The organism is Streptomyces sp. BV286, from assembly GCF_019090165.1.
Taxonomy (GTDB): Bacteria; Actinomycetota; Actinomycetes; order Streptomycetales; family Streptomycetaceae; genus Streptomyces.
The window spans coordinates 200,171-217,456 of the sequence record NZ_JAHRIB010000177.1; the positions used below are offsets into that span (position 1 = coordinate 200,171).

General features: G+C 70.4%; 12 protein-coding genes. 10 read left to right on the top strand and 2 right to left on the bottom strand.

From position 1 onward, the window contains the following. The first annotated feature begins 15 nt into the window (after positions 1–15). Positions 16–1,584, top strand: a complete 1,569-nt coding sequence (locus tag KUF83_RS33730; RefSeq protein WP_217458813.1) for an alpha-L-fucosidase — start codon at positions 16–18, stop codon at positions 1,582–1,584. Positions 1,585–1,714: 130 nt separating this feature from the next. On the opposite strand, the gene KUF83_RS33735 is transcribed toward KUF83_RS33730, so the two are convergent. Continuing rightward, positions 1,715–2,758, bottom strand: a complete 1,044-nt coding sequence (locus KUF83_RS33735; protein WP_217458814.1) for a LacI family DNA-binding transcriptional regulator — start codon at positions 2,756–2,758, stop codon at positions 1,715–1,717. 245 nt (positions 2,759–3,003) lie between these two features. On the opposite strand from KUF83_RS33735, the gene KUF83_RS33740 reads away from it, so the two are divergent. The 6 genes from KUF83_RS33740 to KUF83_RS33765 all read left to right on the top strand — a co-directional run bounded on the left by KUF83_RS33740 (position 3,004) and on the right by KUF83_RS33765 (position 12,583). Then, positions 3,004–4,287, top strand: coding sequence for an ABC transporter substrate-binding protein (locus tag KUF83_RS33740; RefSeq protein WP_217458860.1), 1,284 nt, complete (start codon positions 3,004–3,006; stop codon positions 4,285–4,287). Between the two features lie 5 nt (positions 4,288–4,292). After that, positions 4,293–5,219 carry a carbohydrate ABC transporter permease gene (locus tag KUF83_RS33745; protein ID WP_217458815.1) on the top strand — a complete coding sequence of 309 codons (927 nt, stop codon included), beginning with the start codon at positions 4,293–4,295 and terminating at the stop codon, positions 5,217–5,219. Next, on the top strand, positions 5,216–6,124 hold the full coding sequence (locus KUF83_RS33750; RefSeq protein ID WP_217458816.1) for a carbohydrate ABC transporter permease: 909 nt from the start codon (positions 5,216–5,218) through the stop codon (positions 6,122–6,124). The genes KUF83_RS33745 and KUF83_RS33750 overlap by 4 nt, the downstream gene beginning before the upstream one ends. A 76-nt stretch (positions 6,125–6,200) precedes the next feature. Continuing rightward, positions 6,201–7,430, top strand: coding sequence for a glycosyl hydrolase (locus KUF83_RS33755; RefSeq protein ID WP_217458817.1), 1,230 nt, complete (start codon positions 6,201–6,203; stop codon positions 7,428–7,430). Positions 7,431–7,465: 35 nt separating this feature from the next. Continuing rightward, the gene (locus tag KUF83_RS33760) at positions 7,466–9,484 is read left to right on the top strand and encodes an endo-beta-N-acetylglucosaminidase (protein WP_217458818.1); all 2,019 of its coding nucleotides are present in this window, start codon (positions 7,466–7,468) and stop codon (positions 9,482–9,484) included. An 81-nt stretch (positions 9,485–9,565) separates the two neighbouring features. After that, entirely contained in the window at positions 9,566–12,583 is a 3,018-nt protein-coding gene (locus KUF83_RS33765) for a glycoside hydrolase family 38 C-terminal domain-containing protein (protein ID WP_217458819.1), read from the top strand. A 135-nt stretch (positions 12,584–12,718) separates the two neighbouring features. Here KUF83_RS33765 and KUF83_RS33770 read toward each other — a convergent pair whose 3' ends face one another. Then, positions 12,719–13,441 carry a FadR/GntR family transcriptional regulator gene (locus KUF83_RS33770; protein WP_217458820.1) on the bottom strand — a complete coding sequence of 241 codons (723 nt, stop codon included), beginning with the start codon at positions 13,439–13,441 and terminating at the stop codon, positions 12,719–12,721. A gap of 166 nt (positions 13,442–13,607) precedes the next feature. On the opposite strand from KUF83_RS33770, the gene KUF83_RS33775 reads away from it, so the two are divergent. Genes KUF83_RS33775 through KUF83_RS33785 form a run of 3 tightly spaced genes read left to right on the top strand, consistent with a single transcriptional unit; the run spans position 13,608 to position 17,222 of the window. After that, positions 13,608–14,693, top strand: a complete 1,086-nt coding sequence (locus tag KUF83_RS33775; RefSeq protein WP_217458821.1) for a sugar ABC transporter substrate-binding protein — start codon at positions 13,608–13,610, stop codon at positions 14,691–14,693. Then, positions 14,690–16,192, top strand: coding sequence for a sugar ABC transporter ATP-binding protein (locus KUF83_RS33780; RefSeq protein ID WP_217458822.1), 1,503 nt, complete (start codon positions 14,690–14,692; stop codon positions 16,190–16,192). Before KUF83_RS33775 ends, KUF83_RS33780 begins: the two co-directional genes overlap by 4 nt. After that, entirely contained in the window at positions 16,185–17,222 is a 1,038-nt protein-coding gene (locus KUF83_RS33785; RefSeq protein WP_217458823.1) for an ABC transporter permease, read from the top strand. Before KUF83_RS33780 ends, KUF83_RS33785 begins: the two co-directional genes overlap by 8 nt. Positions 17,223–17,286 lie beyond the last annotated feature (64 nt).

Below are 17,286 nucleotides of genomic sequence, written 5' to 3' on the forward strand. Positions count from 1 at the left end.
GAGGAGCCCACCCGCATGGCAGTCTCCAGACGTCTCTTCGTCACGGCAGCCGCCACTCTCGTCGCGTCCAGCGGTACGTCCCTGGCGCTCGCGTCCTCCGCCCCCGCCGCTGCCCCCGTCGGCTCCGCCGCTGCCGACGAGCCGTGGTACCGGATTCCCGTCAGCCCCGACGACACCCCGGAGGAACTGGTCCGCAAGGCGTCCCGGGTCCGGCCCACGGAACGGCAGATCGCCTGGCAGGCACTCGAACGCACCGCTTTCCTGCACTTCGGCGTGAACACCTTCACCGGCCTCGAATGGGGGACCGGCGACGAGGATCCCGACGTCTTCCAGCCGGCCGGCCTCGACACCGACCAGTGGGCCCGCGCCCTGCGCGACGGCGGATTCAAGCTCGCCATCCTCACCGTCAAGCACCACGACGGGTTCGTGCTCTATCCCTCCCGCTACTCCGACCACACGGTGGCGTCGAGCAGTTGGCGCGGCGGGCAGGGCGACGTCCTGCGCTCGTTCGCCGACTCGATGCGCCGCCACGGCATCAAGGTCGGGGTCTACGTCTCACCGGCCGACGAGAACCAGTACCTGCACGGCGTGTACGCCAACGGCAGCGCCCGCTCCGAGCACGCGATCCCGACACCGGTGGCCGGCGACGACCGTACGGGTGGCCCCGCGTTCAGGCTGCCGGCCACCGACTACGGCGCCCACATGCTCAACCAGCTCTACGAGGTGCTCACCGAGTACGGGCCGGTCGACGAGGTGTGGTTCGACGGTGCGCAGGGCCGTATCCCGCCGGACAAGGTCGAGAAGTACGACTGGGACAGCTGGTACACGCTGATCCGGAGCCTCGCGCCGGACGCCACGGTCGCCGTGTCCGGGCCCGACGTGCGCTGGGTCGGCAACGAGGGCGGGCTGGCCCGTGAGAAAGAGTGGAGCGTCGTACCCGTACAGGACAAGGACAACGGGCGCACGGACTTCGCGCTCTCCTACGACGCGCCCGACATGGGCGGCCGGAATGCCCTGGTCGCCGCGCAGCCCGTGGCCGACCACCTGCAGTGGTGGCCGGCCGAGGTGGACGTGTCCATCCGGGACGGCTGGTTCTACCACGCCGACCAACAGCCCAAGTCCGTACAGCAGTTGACGGACATCTACTTCGGGTCGGTGGGCCGCAACGCGGTACTGCTGCTGAACGTCCCGCCGGACCAGGAGGGGCGTCTGCCGGCCGCGGACGTCACCCGCCTGCGGGAGTTCCGCGAACGGATCGACCGGGAGCTGCCCGAGGACCTGGCGCGCGGAGCCCGGGTGAAGGCTTCACCGGGCACGGTCACGGTCGACCTGGGCCGGGCCCGCGAGGTCGACCGGATCCGCCTCGCCGAGGACATCCGGCACGGCCAGCAGGTGGAGGGCTTCGTCGTCGAGGCCGATCTCGCCGGCACCTGGACGCGGGTGGCCGAGGCCGGCACGATCGGCGCCTGCCGCATCCTGCTGCTGGCGGCTCCCGTACGGGCCCGACGGTGGCGAGTGAGGGTGACGCGCTCGCGCCGAACGGCTCACCTCGCCCGGTTCGAGCTGTACCGCTCGCGAACCTGACAGCGCCCCGTGAGGGGCGCGGGAAACTGCGCGACCAGCCACGACGGACCCGCAGACGCAACACGGCCCCGCTCCCCAACCGACAGGGGGTGGCCGTCGCACGGCGACGTCCACCCCCACTCCCTCCCGTTCAAGCCCCGCAGGGCCCCGTGCTCTCCCGTTCGATCAGCCGAGGCACCGGCACCCGTACGGTCCGCGCCGGGCCGCCGTCCAGCAGTGAGGTCAGTTCCTGCGCCGCGGTCCGGCCGAACTCCACCGTGTCGCGGGACAGCGCCGACAGCCACGGCTTGACCATGCGGCACAGCGCCGAGTCCTCCCAGGCGACGACCGACACGTCGCCCGGCACCGAGAAGCCCAGTTCCGTCGCGGCGGCTACACCGGCGACAGCCATCACGTCGTTGTCGTAGACCAGCGCGGTCGGCGGCGAAGCGCCCTCCAGGACACGGCGCGTGACCGCGGCACCCTCGGCGTCCGAGTAGTCCGTCGTCACCGAGCGCACCTGCGAGAGCCCGCGCCGCTCGGCCTCGGCGCGCAGCGTACGGATCCGCCGCTCGGTGTGCGCGAGGCCGGGCAGCCCCGCGATGTGCACGATCCGGCGGTGGCCCAGCGCGTGCAGGCGCCCCACGACGGACTCCATGGCTGCCGCGTCGTCGGCCCAGACCGTGGACAGTCCGGGATGCCGGGCGTCCGGTGCCCCGCCGATGACCACCGCGGGCAGCCCCAGCTCGTCGAGCAGGCCGGGGCGCGGGTCGTCCGTGCGGGGGTCGACGGCCAGCACTCCGTCCACCCGGTGCTCCGCCCACCAGCGCCGGTACACGGCGCACTCGTCGTCGACGTCCTCGACCACCTGGAAGAGCAGACCGAGATGACGCTCCGCCAGGACCTCCTGGATGCCCGAGATGAGCTGCAGGAAGAACGAGTCCACGCCGAGGGTGTCCGCGGGCCGGGCCACGACGAGACCGACCGTCGCGGCGCCCTCGCCGGACAGCTGGCGTGCCGCGGTGCTGGGCCGCCAGCCCAGCTGCTCGGCGACCCGGCGCACCCGGTCCCGGGTGATCTCGGAGACCCCGGGCCGGTCGTTGAGCGCGAACGAGACGGCGCTCTCGGAGACCCCGGCGCGCCGCGCGATGTCCTTCATCGTCGGCCGTCGCGCGGGAGACCGCTTGGCTGGCAACCCTGCCCCCATTCCCCGTGAAGCCCTGCTCAATGGAGCTCAACACTAATGCGCTTGAGTTGGACCACTCTAAAGCGCATTAGTGATCGACCGCAAGAGGCGAGTAGTGGGCTTCTGACCTGGTGTTATGTCGAGCTAATGAATTTAGCGCGGCGGAATCCATTGACTTCCCCACCGGTATGGATGCAAGGTCTGCCCGTCACCTCCGACCCACACCGTCGCAAAGGAGCCCGGTCACCGTGCGCATGCCTCGCAGAGCACTCGCCGCCGCTGTCGTCGCCCTGGTCCTGCCGCTCAGTGCCTGCGGTTCCGGGGGTGACGACAGCGGTTCCACGGACGCCTCCGGCAAGGTCGAGGGCGACATCACCTTCCAGACCTGGAACCTGAGGGCCAACTTCAAGCCGTACTTCGAGGGCCTGGTCGCCGACTTCGAGAAGAAGTACCCCGGCACCCATGTGAAGTGGGTCGACCAGCCCGCCGAGGGCTACGCCGACAAGATCAGCGCGGACGCGGCCGGCGGCACCCTGCCCGACGTCGTGAACGTCTCACCGGACCTCGTCGCCCCGCTCGCCAAGGCAGGTCTCGCCCTGGACCTCGACAAGGCCGCCGCCAAGTACAAGAAGGAGTACCTGCCGGGGGCGTGGGCCAGCCACGAGATACCGGGCACGCAGGGCACCTACGCCTTCCCCTGGTACCTGAACACCGGCCCGCTCTTCTACAACAAGTCCCTGTTCGAGGAGGCCGGCCTGGACGCTTCGAAGCCTCCGAAGACCTACGGCGAACTCTTCGACGACGCCCTGGAACTGGCGGACAAGAGCGACGGCAAGGTCGCCACCCTCGCCAATGTGCCCACCATCGAGGACTTCGGCCGCTACGGCGTGGAGCTGATGAACAAGGAGGGCACGGCCTTCGCCTTCAACGACGCCAAGGGAGTCGAACTCCTCACCAAGTACAAGGAGTTGTACGACGCCAAGGCCCTCGACCCGCAGGCGCTGACCGCCACTCCCGAGTCGTCCGGCAAGAAGTTCCTGACCGGCGCCGTCGCCATGAACCCCGGCAGCGCCCTGGACCTCGGCAACTTCAAGAAGCAGGCCCCGAACCTCTACAAGAACATCGGCATCACCGACCAGATCACCAGCACGGGCAAGGTCAACATGTACGTCATGGGCGTGATGGTGAACGCCCGGACCAAGCAGACGCCCGCCGCGGTCGCCTTCGCGCACTTCGTCACGGACGCCCAGAACCAGATGTCGTTCGCCAAGAAGGTCGCGATCTTCCCGAGCACCGCCGGCTCGCTCGACGACCCGTACTTCACCGAGGAGGACGGTACGGACGAGACCCGCGTCCGGGTCGCCGCCGCCAAGTCCCTGAAGAACGCGGTCAACTACACGCCGGTGCTGTTCAGCGAGCAGATGAAGACCGAGCTGCGCAACTCCGTCGCCAAGGCGCTGCAGGGCAAGGTGAGCCCGAAGGAAGCGCTCGACAACGCTGTCAAGGCGTGCGACCGGCTGCTCCAGCAGCAGGGCTGACCGGCATGGCGAGCTCCTCCAGTACCGCCCCGGCCCGCGCCCGTGCCACCGGCAGCGCGCGGGTGCGGCGCCAACTGCCCACCAGTCCCTGGCTGTTCGCCGCTCCGGGCCTGCTGGTCGTGGGCATCTTCATCCTGTACCCCTTCGTCTCGACGCTGGTCAACGCCTTCACCGACCGCCGGACGCTGGTCCCCGGCGAGTTCGTGGGCCTGGCCAACTTCCGGGAGCTGCTGCACGACGAGATGTTCTGGATCGGCCTGCGCAACAGCACGCTGTACGTCCTCGGGGTGGTCCCCGCGCTCGTCCTGCTGCCCCTGCTGCTCGCCCTCCTGGTCCAGAAGAACATCCCCGGCATCGCCTTCTTCCGGTCGGCGTTCTACACCCCGGTCGTCGCCTCCATCGTCGTGGTGGGCCTCATCTGGGTGTGGCTGCTGGACGAACGCGGCCTGGTGAACTCGCTGCTGGAGGCGATCGGCGTCGGCAGGGTCGGCTTCCTGAGCGACCAGTGGCTGCTCCTGCTGAGCGCCATGACGGTCACGGTCTGGAAGGGCCTCGGCTACTACATGATCATCTATCTGGCCGCGCTCGCCAACGTGCCGCGTGAGCTGCACGAGGCCGCGTCGGTGGACGGGGCGGGCGCGGTCCGCCGCTTCCTCACCGTCACCGTGCCCGCCGTCCGCTCCACGATGGTGCTGGTCGGCGCACTGTCCTCGGTCGCCGCCTTCAAGGTGTTCTCCGAGGTGTACCTGATGGCGGGACCGGACGGCGGCCCCGCGGGCGAGGACACCACGCTCGTGATGCTCGTCCAGCGCACCGGCACGGGGCTGACCGGCCGGGTCGGCTACGCCTCCGCCATCTCCGTCGTCGTCTTCGTCGTCACCGTCGCGCTGATGCTGCTCGTGCTGCGTGCCGACCGGAAGGAGGACGCGTGAGCGTCGCCGAGAAGGTCAGCGAGGCGCCCGCCGCCGTGGCGGAGTCCCACCCGCCGCGTGTCACCGACGAGCACGGGCGCCGCGTGAGGGTGTGGGAACTCGCGCTGCGTTACCTGCTGTTGCTCGCCGTCCTGGCACTGACGGTCGGGCCGTTCCTGTGGCAGCTCTCCACCTCGCTGAAGGGACCCACCGAGGACATCTTCAGCTCGCCGCCCAGGTTCCTGCCCGGCGACCCGACCCTGCACAACTACGAACGGGTCGCCGAGACCATCCCCGTCTGGGACTACGCCCTCAACTCGCTGAAGGTCGCCACCGCCAACGTCGTGACGAACTGCGTCGGTTCGGCGCTCGCGGGCTACGCGCTGGCCCGGCTGCGCTACCGCGGCCGCAAGGTGACGACCTTCGTGTTCATCCTCGCGATGCTCGTGCCCGTGGAGGGCATCATCATCGCCCAGTTCACGACGATGCGAGAGCTCGGCCTGAACAACACCCTCATCGGGGTCGTCCTGCCCGGCTGCATCGGCGCGATGAACGTCCTGCTGATGCGCAACGCGTTCCTCAACCTCCCCTACGAGATCGAGGAGGCGGCGTTCGTCGACGGGGCGAACACCTGGCAGCGGTTCCTGCGGATCGCCCTGCCGTCGGTGAAGGGCACCCTCGCCGTCGTCGCGATCTTCGCCTTCATGGGCGCCTGGGACGACTTCCTGTGGCCGCTCATCGTGCTCAGCGATCCGGACAAGTTCACCCTGACCATCGGTCTCAACTACCTGCACGGCACCTTCGCCAACGACGAACGGCTCGTCGCCGCGGGCACGATCATCGCGGTGGCGCCGCTGATCGCCCTCTTCGCCTGCCTCCAGCGGTACTTCTTCCGCGGCGTCGGCGAAGGCGCGGTCAAGGGCTGAGCCCGCCGGCGCCCCGGGCCACCCGCCCGCACGAGCCCCACGCCCCCACGTACGCACCCCAGAACCAGGACTCCGCATGCCTTCTGCCGTGCGCTTCGGCGTCAACTACACCCCGAGCGAGGGATGGTTCCACCACTGGCTCGACTTCGACCTCGACTCCGTGCGTGCCGACCTCGACTCCATCGCCGCACTCGGCCTGGACCACGTCCGCGTCTTCCCGATCTGGCCCTACTTCCAGCCGAACCGCTCGCTGATCCGCCCGCGCGCCGTGGAACAGCTCGTGGCCCTCGCCGACGCGGCCGCCGAACGCGGCCTCGACGTCAACGTCGACGGTCTGCAGGGCCACCTGTCGAGCTTCGACTTCCTGCCCGCGTGGACCCAGACCTGGCACCGGCGGAACATCTTCACCGACCCCGAGGTCGTCGAGGGACAGGCCGAGTACCTGCGGACCCTCGCCGCCGCCCTCGCCGACCGGCCCAACTTCATCGGCATGACCGTGGGCAACGAGGTCAACCAGTTCTCGGCGGGCCCCCACCCGGACCCCGACCGGGCGGACCCCCTCCTCGTCGACGCCTGGCTGGAGCGGATGCTCACGGCGTGCGAGAAGGGCGCGCCCGGCAGACTGCACCTGCACGCGGAGTACGACGCGGCCTGGTACCAGGACGACATGCCGTTCACCCCCGCCCAGGCAGCCCGGCGCGGCGCCGTCACCGCCGTGCACTCGTGGGTCTTCAACGGCACGGCCCAGCGGCACGGACGCACCGGTGTGGCGACCGAACACCACGCCGCCTACCTGATCGAACTCAGCAAGGCCTGGGCCGACGACCCCTCGCGCCCGGTCTGGCTCCAGGAGGTCGGCGCCCCGGCTCCACTGGTCCCCGCCGAACACGCCGCCGCCTTCACCGCGGCGACCGTCGCGAACGCCCTCGACTGCACCGACCTGTGGGGCATCACCTGGTGGTGCTCCCACGACGTGTCCCGCGACCTCGCGGACTTCCCCGAACTCGAATACGGACTCGGCCTGTTGACCAACGCGCGCCGGCCCAAGGACAGCGCGCGGGAACTGGCCCGGGCGGCCCGCGAGCACACGTACGCCCCGAAGCCCCGCACCACGGCCCTCGTCGTACCCGACGACCCCGCCACCCGCTCGGTCTGCGCGCCGGGAGGCCCGGTCTTCGAGGCGTTCTTCCGCCTCACCGCCGACGGCGCCCGCCCGGCCACCGTGCTCGCCTCCCGCGCCGGTGACGAGGGGCACCTCGCCGCCCGGGGCATCACCGAAGTCGTCACTCCCGACCAGGTTCCGTAACGCCCACAAGAACTCCCACCAGGAGGCACGTGACCGTGAACCCCACCAGACGCACCGTCCTGCTGGCCGCCGGCACCGGGGCGACGGCCGCCCTGTTCCCGGCGTCCCCCGCCACCGCCGGGCCGAAGACCGCCGCGGCACTCCAGCCGTACGCCGGCTACTGGTACCCGGACTCGCTGCCCTCGGGTGCACCGGGCGCGGGCATCACCTGGCGCAGCCTGAAGGCGTGGCGCGCCGCCGACGACACCGACCTGGCGTTCAATGCCGCGTCCGTGCCGCTCGCCGCGCGGTTCACCCCGACGCCGGCGAACACGACGGCCCGCGCCGGCCAGGCCCGTATCCAGTCGCTGGTCTCCTTCGGCCCCACCGCGAGCAACCCCTCGCAGGGCTCGGCCACCGCCGACTTCTACGCGCTCACCCACTGGAGTTACGTCGACGAGCTGGTCTTCTGGGGCGGCTCCTCGGGCGAGGGCCTGATCCTCGCCCCGAACGCGCCGGTCGTGGACGCCGCCCACCGGCACGGCGTGCCCGTCCTCGGCAACGTGTTCCTGCCACCCGTCGCGTACGGCGGACAGCTGCAGTGGACCCGTGACCTGGTGCAGAAGGACGCGGCAGGGCACTACCCCCTGGCCGCCCAACTCGTCGCGGTCGCCGAGGCGTACGGCTTCGACGGCTGGTTCGTCAACGCCGAGACCGGCGGCGGGAACGCGGCGCTCGCGACCGACATGCTCGGCTTCCTCACCGAACTCAAGGCGCTCAGCAGGGCCAAGGGACAGCGGGTCACCTGGTACGACTCCATGACCGTGAACGGCTCGGTGAGCTGGCAGGGCGCCCTCAACAACCAGAACAAGGTGTTCTTCCAGGCCGCCGACTCGATGTTCGTGGACTTCCGCTGGTCGCCCGGCAGCCTGGCGTCCTCGGGCTCGACGGCGCAGCAACTGGGCCGCAGCCGGTACGAGTTGTGGGCCGGTGTCGACGTCGAGTCCAACGGCTGGAACTCCTCCGTCAACTGGAACGCCATGGTCCCGAGCGGCTCCGCGCACGTCGTGTCGCTCGGCTTCTACCGGCCCGAGTGGACCCGCAACCACCTGCCCGCCGGACGCACTCCCGGCGACTTCCACGCCGCCGACGACCGCTTCTGGACCGGGCGCTCGCTCGATCCGGCGAAACCCGACGCCACCGACACCTGGCGGGCCCCCGCCGTGTCCGTCGCCGACCGTTCCACGGTGACCTCCGTCCCGTTCGCGAGCGTCTTCAACACCGGGCACGGGCTGCGCTGGTACGAGGACGGCGAGGTCACCTCGACGACCCCGTGGAACCACCTCGGCCTCCAGGACCAGCTGCCGTCGCGGCGATGGGTCGTGCGCACGGCGGGCCGGCGCCCCGCCGTCACCTTCGACTTCGCGGACGCGTGGCGCGGCGGCAGCAGCGTCCTGGTCGACGGGACCCTCGACGCGCCCGCCACCCTGGACCTGTACGCGACCAGGCTCCCGGTCGGCGAGGACACGGTGGTGGAGCTGACCCACCGGGCCGACTCGGGGGACGTGACGGCCGAGCTGGCCGTGGCCACCGCCGAACCGGCGGGACCGGGGCAGCCGTACGCCTACACCTACTTCCCGGTCACCGTCGGCGACCGCTGGGGGACCTCGACGGTACGGCTGACCGGGCTGCCGGCGGGCGGCACGGTCCACTCCCTGGGCGTCCGGCTCACCGGCGCCGGCGGCGCCGTGAAGTGGCGGCTCGGCGCACTGGCCGTACGCGACCAGGCGGCGCAGAGCCCGGCCGCCCCCGTCGACGTGCGCATCACCGGCGCCTCGGGAGGCGACCTGCGCTTCGCGTGGCGTGCCGCATCCGGGGCAGGCGTACGCCACCACACCCTGCACCGGGTGCTGTCCGACGGCACACGGCGGTTCCTCGGCGGCACCGCCCAGCGGGCGTTCTTCGTCGCGGGCCTCGCGCCCGACGGCGACGAACAGGCGGCGCGGTTCGAACTCCGGGCCGTGGGGGAGCTTTACACCGCGTCCAAACCCGCGACCGTCACCCACACCTGGTGACCGCCGACCCGGGTGACCACCGAGAGCCGGTAGTCACCCACACCGAGTAACAACCCGCACAACGGAGTTACGGAGCACCCCATGCATGACGACCGCAGCCTGGTCGAAGCCCGCCTCAAGCGTGTTCTCGACGAGCGCATACGACCCGCCGTGTACCCCGAGTCCGTGCCGCTGGAAGTCGCGGTGTGGAACGCGCCCGGCGAGCCGGTGCCGGTCGCCGAAGGGCTGGCGGCCACACCGTCTCCGGTGGCGGTCGGCGACAGGTGGGGTGCTCCCTGGGGGACGAGCTGGTTCCGTGTCACGGGGACCGTGCCCGAGGAGTGGGCCGGCCGGACCGTCGAGGCGGTCCTCGACCTCGGCTTCGACGAGAACATGCCCGGCTTCCAGTGCGAGGGCCTCGTCTACCGGCCCGACGGGACGCCGGTGAAGGGGCTGAACCCGCGCAACCAGTGGGTGCGGATCGGCGCCCCCGTCACGGGCGGCGAAGAGGTCCGGCTGCACGTCGAGGCCGCGTCCAACCCCGTCATCCTCGACTACCACCCCTTCCTGCCCACGCAGTTGGGCGACAAGGAGACGGCGGGCAGCGAACCGCAGTACCGGCTGGCGCGCATGGACCTCGCCGTCCTCGACGAGACGGTGTGGCAGCTCGTCATCGACCTGGAGGTGCTCGGCGAGCTGATGGCCGAACTCCCGGTGGAGTCCGCCCGCAGGTGGGACATCCTGCGGGCGGTGGAGAAGGCGCTCGACGCCGTCGACCTGCAGGACGTGAACGGCACGGCCGCCGCGGCCCGTACCCGCCTCGAAGAGGTGCTGTCGGCTCCCGCCGTGCCGTCCGCCCACCGCATCAGCGCCGTCGGCCACGCGCACATCGACTCGGCGTGGCTGTGGCCGCTGCGCGAGACCGTACGCAAGGTCGCCAGGACCACCTCCAACATGACCGCCCTCCTGGAGGACGAGCCGGACTTCGTCTTCGCCATGTCCCAGGCCCAGCAGTGGGCCTGGGTGAAGGAGCACCGGCCCGAGGTGTGGACCCGGGTGAAGAAGGCCGTGGCCGACGGACGGTTCGTGCCGTCGGGAGGCATGTGGGTCGAGTCGGACACCAACATGCCCGGCTCGGAGGCGATGGCCCGTCAGTTCGTGCACGGGAAGCGGTTCTTCATCGACGAGTTCGGCGTCGACAACGACGAGGCCTGGCTGCCCGACACCTTCGGTTTCGCGGCCGGACTGCCGCAGATCATCAAGGCGGCGGGCTCCAAGTGGCTTCTGACGCAGAAGATCTCGTGGTCGCAGACCAACAAGTTCCCGCACCACACCTTCCAGTGGGAGGGCATCGACGGCACGCGGATCTTCACGCACTTCCCGCCGGTGGACACCTACAACTGCTCCATGAAGGGCAGTGAGATCGCCCACGCGGCGAACAACTTCAAGGACAAGGGGGTCGCGAGGCACTCGCTCGCGCCCACCGGCTGGGGTGACGGCGGTGGCGGGACCACCCGCGAGATGGTCGCCAAGGCGGCCCGGCTCCGGGACCTCGAAGGCTCGGCGACCGTCGTCTGGGAGACCCCGGAGAAGTTCTTCGAGAAGGCGGAGGCCGAGTACCCGAACGCCCCCGTCTGGGTCGGCGAGCTGTACCTGGAACTGCACCGCGCCACCCTCACCAGCCAGGCCAGGACCAAGCAGGGCAACCGCCGCAGCGAGCACCTCCTGCGCGAGGCGGAACTCTGGGCGGCCACCGCGGCTGTGCACGCCACATTCGCCTACCCGTACGAGGAGTTGGACCGCCTCTGGAAGACGGTGCTGCTCCACCAGTTCCACGACATCCTGCCCGGCTCGTCCATCGCGTGGGTACACCGTGAGGCCCGCAGGACGTACGAGACCGTCGCCGAGGAGCTGAACGGCATCATCGACGGGGCCCAGCGCGCGCTGGCCGGTGAGGGGACGACCGCCCTCGCCTTCAACTCGGCGCCGCACACCCGCGACGGAGTGCCCGCCGGCGGCGCACGGTCCCCGGCCGTCGGCGGCGAGTGCACGCTCGTGCCGCGCGCGGACGGCGGTTTCGTGCTCGACAACGGATGTCTGCGGATCGAGATCGACGCCCGTGGCCTCGTGGTCTCCGCCTTCGACCTCGCCGCCGACCGAGAGACCCTCGCGCCGGGCGAAGCCGCCAACCTGCTCCAGCTCCACCCCGACTTCCCGAACATGTGGGACGCCTGGGACGTCGACGAGTTCTACCGGAACACGGTCACCGACCTGGTCGACGCCGATCAGGTCGTCCCCGGTGACGACGGGGTCTCGGTCCGGGTCGTCCGGGCCTTCGGAGAGTCGAGGGTCACGCAGGTGCTGTCGCTCGCGCCGGGTGAGTGGCGCCTCGACATCGACACCGAGGTCGACTGGCACGAGACGGAGAAGTTCCTGAAGCTGGCCTTCCCGCTCGACGTGCACGCCGAGCGGTACGCGTCCGAGACGCAGTTCGGGCACTTCTTCCGGCCGACCCACACCAACACCTCGTGGGAGGCCGCCAAGTTCGAGGCCTGCAACCACCGGTTCGTCCACCTGGAGGAGCCCGGCTGGGGCGTCGCCGTCGTCAACGACTCGACGTACGGCCACGACGTGACGCGTGCCGTGCGCGACGACGGGGGCACGACCACCACGGTCCGTGTCTCGCTGCTGCGCGCCCCGCGCTTCCCCGACCCCGAGAGCGACCAGGGCGTCCACCGGTTCCGGCACGCGCTGGTGCCCGGCGCCGGGATCGGTGACGCGGTGCGGGAGGGCTGGCGTATCAACCTGCCCGAGCGGAAGGTCGTCGGCGGTGCCTCGGAGGTGGCGCCTCTGGTGGCGGTCGCCCAGGACGCGGTCGTGATCACCGCGGTGAAGCTGGCCGACGACGGCAGCGGCGACGTGATCGTCCGCTTCCACGAGTCGCGCGGCGGGCGCAGCCGCGCCACGCTCACGGCGGGCTTCGAGGTGGAGGCCGTCACGGTGACTGACCTCTTGGAACGCCCGCTCCCCGACGCGGTCGCCCCGGACCGTGACGGGAGCAGGCTGACTCTGAAACTCCGCCCGTTCGAGCTGGTGACACTGCGCCTGAAGAGGGCCTGAGGTTCCTTCGGGACTGCGGGTGCGCTGTGGTCGCTCGCGCAGTTCCCCGCGCCCGCTTTCAGGGGCGCGGGGAACTGCGCGACAAGCCCTCACCGGCCCGCAGGCGGGCGCATCACCTGGGACCCGGTTCCGGCCCTAAGGCTGGAGCTGGGTCCGAAGCCACTGCTCCACCTCACCCACATGCGCCGCCGCAGCGGCCCGAGCGGCCTCCGGATCGCGGGCGACGAGCGCACGATGGATCGCCGCATGCTCCCGGCGGGTCCGCTCGAACGCACCCTCCTCCTGGTAGCCGCGCCAGACCCGGGCACGGAACGTGCGCGAGGAGAGACCCTCCAGGATGGCCGCCATCGTGTCGTTGCCCGCGGCGGCGCCGATGGCGCGATGGAACGCCAGGTCGTGGGAGAGGATCTCCTCCGGGTCGTCCGTCGCGTTCATGGCCGCCAAGTGCTTCTCCACCTCGGCCAGTTGGTCGGCGGTGATCCGTGCGGCCGCGAGTGCCGTCGCCGTCGACTCCAGGATGCGCCGCACTTCGAGGAGCTCGACGAGCCGCGGGCCCCGGGAGAGGTCCGCGACCACCCCGAACGTCTCCAGCAGATCGCCGGCCTCCAGCTGGGTGACGTAGATCCCGGAGCCGTGCCGGGCCTCCAGCACACCCAGCACCGTGAGCGCCCGGATCGCCTCGCGCATGGAGCTGCGCGAGATGCCCAGCTGCGACGCCAGATCGCGCTCGGTCGGCAGTCGCGCGCCGGGCTCCAGACGACCCTCGCCGATCATCGCCTTGATCTGGTCTATGGCGCGCTGCGTCACGGTCCCCTTCTGCGGGGCCGTCGTCGCGGCCCGGGCCGGGCTCTCGTCCACGCCATGTCCTCCTGTCGCCGGGTGCGCCGCAGTCTAACCACTCAGGTGGTCGGACCACTACGCACCAAAACAGCGAAAAATTGCGAGCGAGGGGTGTTGTCAGGGCGAAGTGGTCTGATAAATATGCGTGGCACCAGCTCGATCACGCTCAATGAGGAGCCGATACATGGCCGGCAGAACTGTGCGGTACGGGAACGGGCGAAACACCTCGCGGGCGATACGTGCGGCGGCCGTGGCCGCCTGCGCCACGCTCGTACTCGCGGCATGCGGCAGCACCAAGGACAACGTCGCCTCCGAGGGCGGCAAGAAGGGCGACGGCACCGGCAAGGTCGGGGTGATCCTGCCCCTGCTGACCTCACCGTTCTGGCAGTCGTACAACGACTACGTGCCGAAGATGGCGAAGTCCGAGGACGTCGACGCCCTCAAGACGGTGAACTCCAACAGCGATCCCTCGCAGCAGATCACGGACATCAACAACCAGCTCAACCAGGGCGTGAAGGGCCTCGTCGTGGCGCCCCTGGACAGCGCCGCGATCTCCGCCGGGCTCGACCAGGCCGAGCGCAAGGGCGTGCCCGTGGTCGCCGTGGACGTCGCGCCCGAGAAGGGCAAGGTCGCGATGGTGGTCCGTGCCAACAACGTCGCCTACGGGGAGAAGGCCTGCGAGTACCTCGGCAAGGAGATCCCCTCCGGCAAGGTCGTGCAGATCATGGGCGACCTCGCCTCGGTCAACGGCCGCGACCGCTCCGAGGCCTTCCGCACCTGCGTCAAGGAGAAGTTCCCGAAGCTGAAGGTTCTGGAGATCCCCGCCAAGTGGGAGTCCGACACCGCGGCCTCCAAGCTGGACACGCTCCTCAACGCCAACCCGGACATCAAGGGCATCTACATGCAGGCCGGCGGCGTCTACCTCGCGCCCACCCTGCAGACGCTGAAGTCCAAGGGGCTGCTGAAGGAGGCCGGCGCGAAGGGCCACATCACGATCGTCTCGAACGACGGCATCCCGCAGGAGTTCGACGCCATCCGCAAGGGCCAGATCGACGCCACCGTCTCCCAGCCGGCCGACCTCTACGCCAAGTACGGCATGTACTACATCAAGGCGGCGATGGCGGGGAAGACGTTCAAGCCCGGTCCGACCGACCACGACTCGGAGATCGTCGAGCTGCCCAGCGGCAACCTGGAGGACCAGCTGCCCGCGCCGCTGGTGACCAAGGAGAACGTCGACGACCCCGAGCTGTGGGGCAACACGGTCAAATGAGCACTCCACTCGTTGAGGCCCGGGGGATCGCCAAGCGGTACGGCCCCACCGTCGCCCTCGCCGACGGCCGGCTGACGGTGAACGCGGGTGAGTCCCATGCCCTCGTCGGCCGCAACGGCGCGGGCAAGTCCACCCTCGTCACCGTCCTCACCGGCCTTCAGGCCCCCGACGAGGGCACGGTCCGCTTCGACGGCGAGCCCGCGCCCCCGCTCACCGACCGGGACGCCTGGCGGCGCAGGGTGGCCTGCGTCTACCAGAAGCCCACCGTCGTCCCCGAGCTGACGGTCGCCGAGAACCTCTTCATCAACCGCCAGCCGCAGGGCCGTGGCGGCTTCATCAGCTGGCGCCGGCTGAAGACCGAGGCCGCCGAGGTCCTCGACACCTGGGACGTCCACGTCGACCCGGACGCGCGGACCGCCGACCTCAAGGTCGAGGACCGCCAGATGGTGGAGATCGCGCGGGCGTTGAGCTTCGGCGCCCGGTTCATCGTCCTCGACGAACCGACCGCCCAGCTCGACAACCGGGAGATCGAGCGCCTCTTCACCCGGATGCGCGCGCTCCAGGAGAACGGGGTCACCTTCCTGTTCATCTCGCACCACCTCCAGGAGGTGTACGAGGTCTGCCAGACCGTGACGGTCCTGCGCGACGCCCGCTGGATCACCACGGCCCCGGTGGCCGAGCTGCCGCGGGCCGCCCTGGTCGAGGCCATGGCGGGGGAGTCCATCGCCGCCGTGGAGGAGAAGGCGGCCCGCGGGGAGGTGGACGCGGGCGCGCCCGTCGTCCTCGAAGCGCGCGCACTGACGTCGGACTCGTACGAGAGCGTCGACCTGACCGTCCGTGGCGGCGAGGTCGTCGGCCTCGCCGGATCCAGCGGCAGCGGCAAGATCGAGCTCGCCGAGTCCTTCACGGGACTGCACACGCCGACCGCGGGGAGCGCCCGGCTGGAAGGCAGGCCACTGCCGTTCGGTGATGTCACGGCCGCCCTGCGGGCCGGTGTCGGCTGTGTCCCGCGCGACCGGCACGGACAGGGCCTCGTCTTCGGCATGACCGTCGGCGACAACGCCACCCTGAGCGTCCTCGACCGCCTCGGCCGGTACGGATTCGTCTCCACCGACCGCAGAAGGGGCTTCGCCGGCGAGCTGATCGAGCGCCTCGACATCCACACCGAGGGGCCCGACCAGCCCGTGTCCGACCTCTCCGGCGGCAACGCGCAGAAGGTCGTCATGGCCCGGGCCCTCGCCTCGGACCCGCGGCTGCTGATCCTGATCAACCCGACCGCGGGCGTCGACGTGAAGTCCAAGGAGTCCCTGCTCTCGCGCATGGACTCGGCCCGCGACGACGGCACCGCCGTGCTCGTCGTCTCCGACGAGCTCGACGACCTGCGCCGCTGCGACCGCGTCCTCGTCCTGTTCCACGGCCGGGTCGTCGCCGAGCATCCGGCGGGCTGGCGCGACCACGAGCTGATCGCCTCCATCGAAGGAGTGGACCACCATGGCTGACACGAAGGCCGCGTCGGCCTCGGCCCCCACCTCCCTGCGCCCTCTGAAGAGCAAGGCCGACGCCAAGGCCGTCATGCTGCGCAGGGCACGCGAACTTGCCCTCGTACCAGCCCTGTTGTTGCTGCTCGTGCTCGGCGCGTTCGTCAACGACGCGTTCCTCACCGAACAGAACCTGATCTCCGTCCTCGGTGCCTCGGCGGCGCTCGCGATGGTGGTGCTGGCCGAGTCGCTGGTGCTCATCACCGGGAAGTTCGACCTGTCGCTGGAGTCGGTCGTCGGGATCGCGCCCGCCGTCGGCGCCCTGTTGTTGCTGCCCGCCGCCCAGTCCGGCTGGGGTACGGAACTGCCCGCGGGTGTCGCCCTGCTCGCGATCCTGGTGGTGGGCGCGATCATCGGCGGCTTCAACGGCATCCTCGTGGTGAAGTTCAAGCTCAACGCGTTCATCGTGACGCTCGCGATGCTGATCATCCTGCGTGGTCTGCTGGTCGGCGCGACCGAGGGCAAGACGCTCTTCGGAATGCCCGACGCCTTCTACACGCTCGCCACCACCACGTTCCTCACCGTGCCCATCTCGGTGTGGCTGGCGGCCGCGGCCTTCGGCGTCGCCGGATTCGTCCTCAAGTACCACCGCTGGGGACGGGCCCTGTACGCGATCGGCGGCAACCCCGACGCGGCCCGTGCGGCCGGCATCCGTGTCGAGCGCGTGATGCTCGGTGTCTTCGTCGTCGCCGGGACGCTCGCCGCGGTCGGCGGCCTGATGCAGACCGGCTATGTCGGCGCGATCAACGCCAACCAGGGCCAGAACATGATCTTCACCGTGTTCGCGGCCGCGGTCATCGGTGGCATAAGCCTCGACGGCGGCAAGGGCACGATGTTCGGCGCCCTCACGGGCGTCCTTCTTCTTGGGGTTGTCCAGAACCTGCTGACTCTTGCGCAGGTGCCGTCCTTCTGGATCCAAGCCATTTACGGGGGGATCATCCTGGTCGCGTTGATGATCGCTCGGGTGACCACCGGCCGGGCGCAGGACTGAGCGTGGTGTGCACCTGCGGGTGCGCTGTGGCTGGCCGCGCAGTTCCCCGCGCCCCTGAAGGGGC

Bases quoted from the DNA above. Each gene is read 5' to 3' on its own strand.
- KUF83_RS33745 (WP_217458815.1), top strand. From the start codon at position 4,293: ATGGCGAGCTCCTCCAGTACCGCCCCGGCCCGCGCCCGTGCCACCGGC.
- KUF83_RS33785 (WP_217458823.1), top strand. From the start codon at position 16,185: ATGGCTGACACGAAGGCCGCGTCGGCCTCGGCCCCCACCTCCCTGCGC.
- KUF83_RS33755 (WP_217458817.1), top strand. From the start codon at position 6,201: ATGCCTTCTGCCGTGCGCTTCGGCGTCAACTACACCCCGAGCGAGGGA.
- KUF83_RS33780 (WP_217458822.1), top strand. From the start codon at position 14,690: ATGAGCACTCCACTCGTTGAGGCCCGGGGGATCGCCAAGCGGTACGGC.
- KUF83_RS33730 (WP_217458813.1), top strand. From the start codon at position 16: ATGGCAGTCTCCAGACGTCTCTTCGTCACGGCAGCCGCCACTCTCGTC.
- KUF83_RS33775 (WP_217458821.1), top strand. From the start codon at position 13,608: ATGGCCGGCAGAACTGTGCGGTACGGGAACGGGCGAAACACCTCGCGG.
- KUF83_RS33765 (WP_217458819.1), top strand. From the start codon at position 9,566: ATGCATGACGACCGCAGCCTGGTCGAAGCCCGCCTCAAGCGTGTTCTC.
- KUF83_RS33740 (WP_217458860.1), top strand. From the start codon at position 3,004: ATGCCTCGCAGAGCACTCGCCGCCGCTGTCGTCGCCCTGGTCCTGCCG.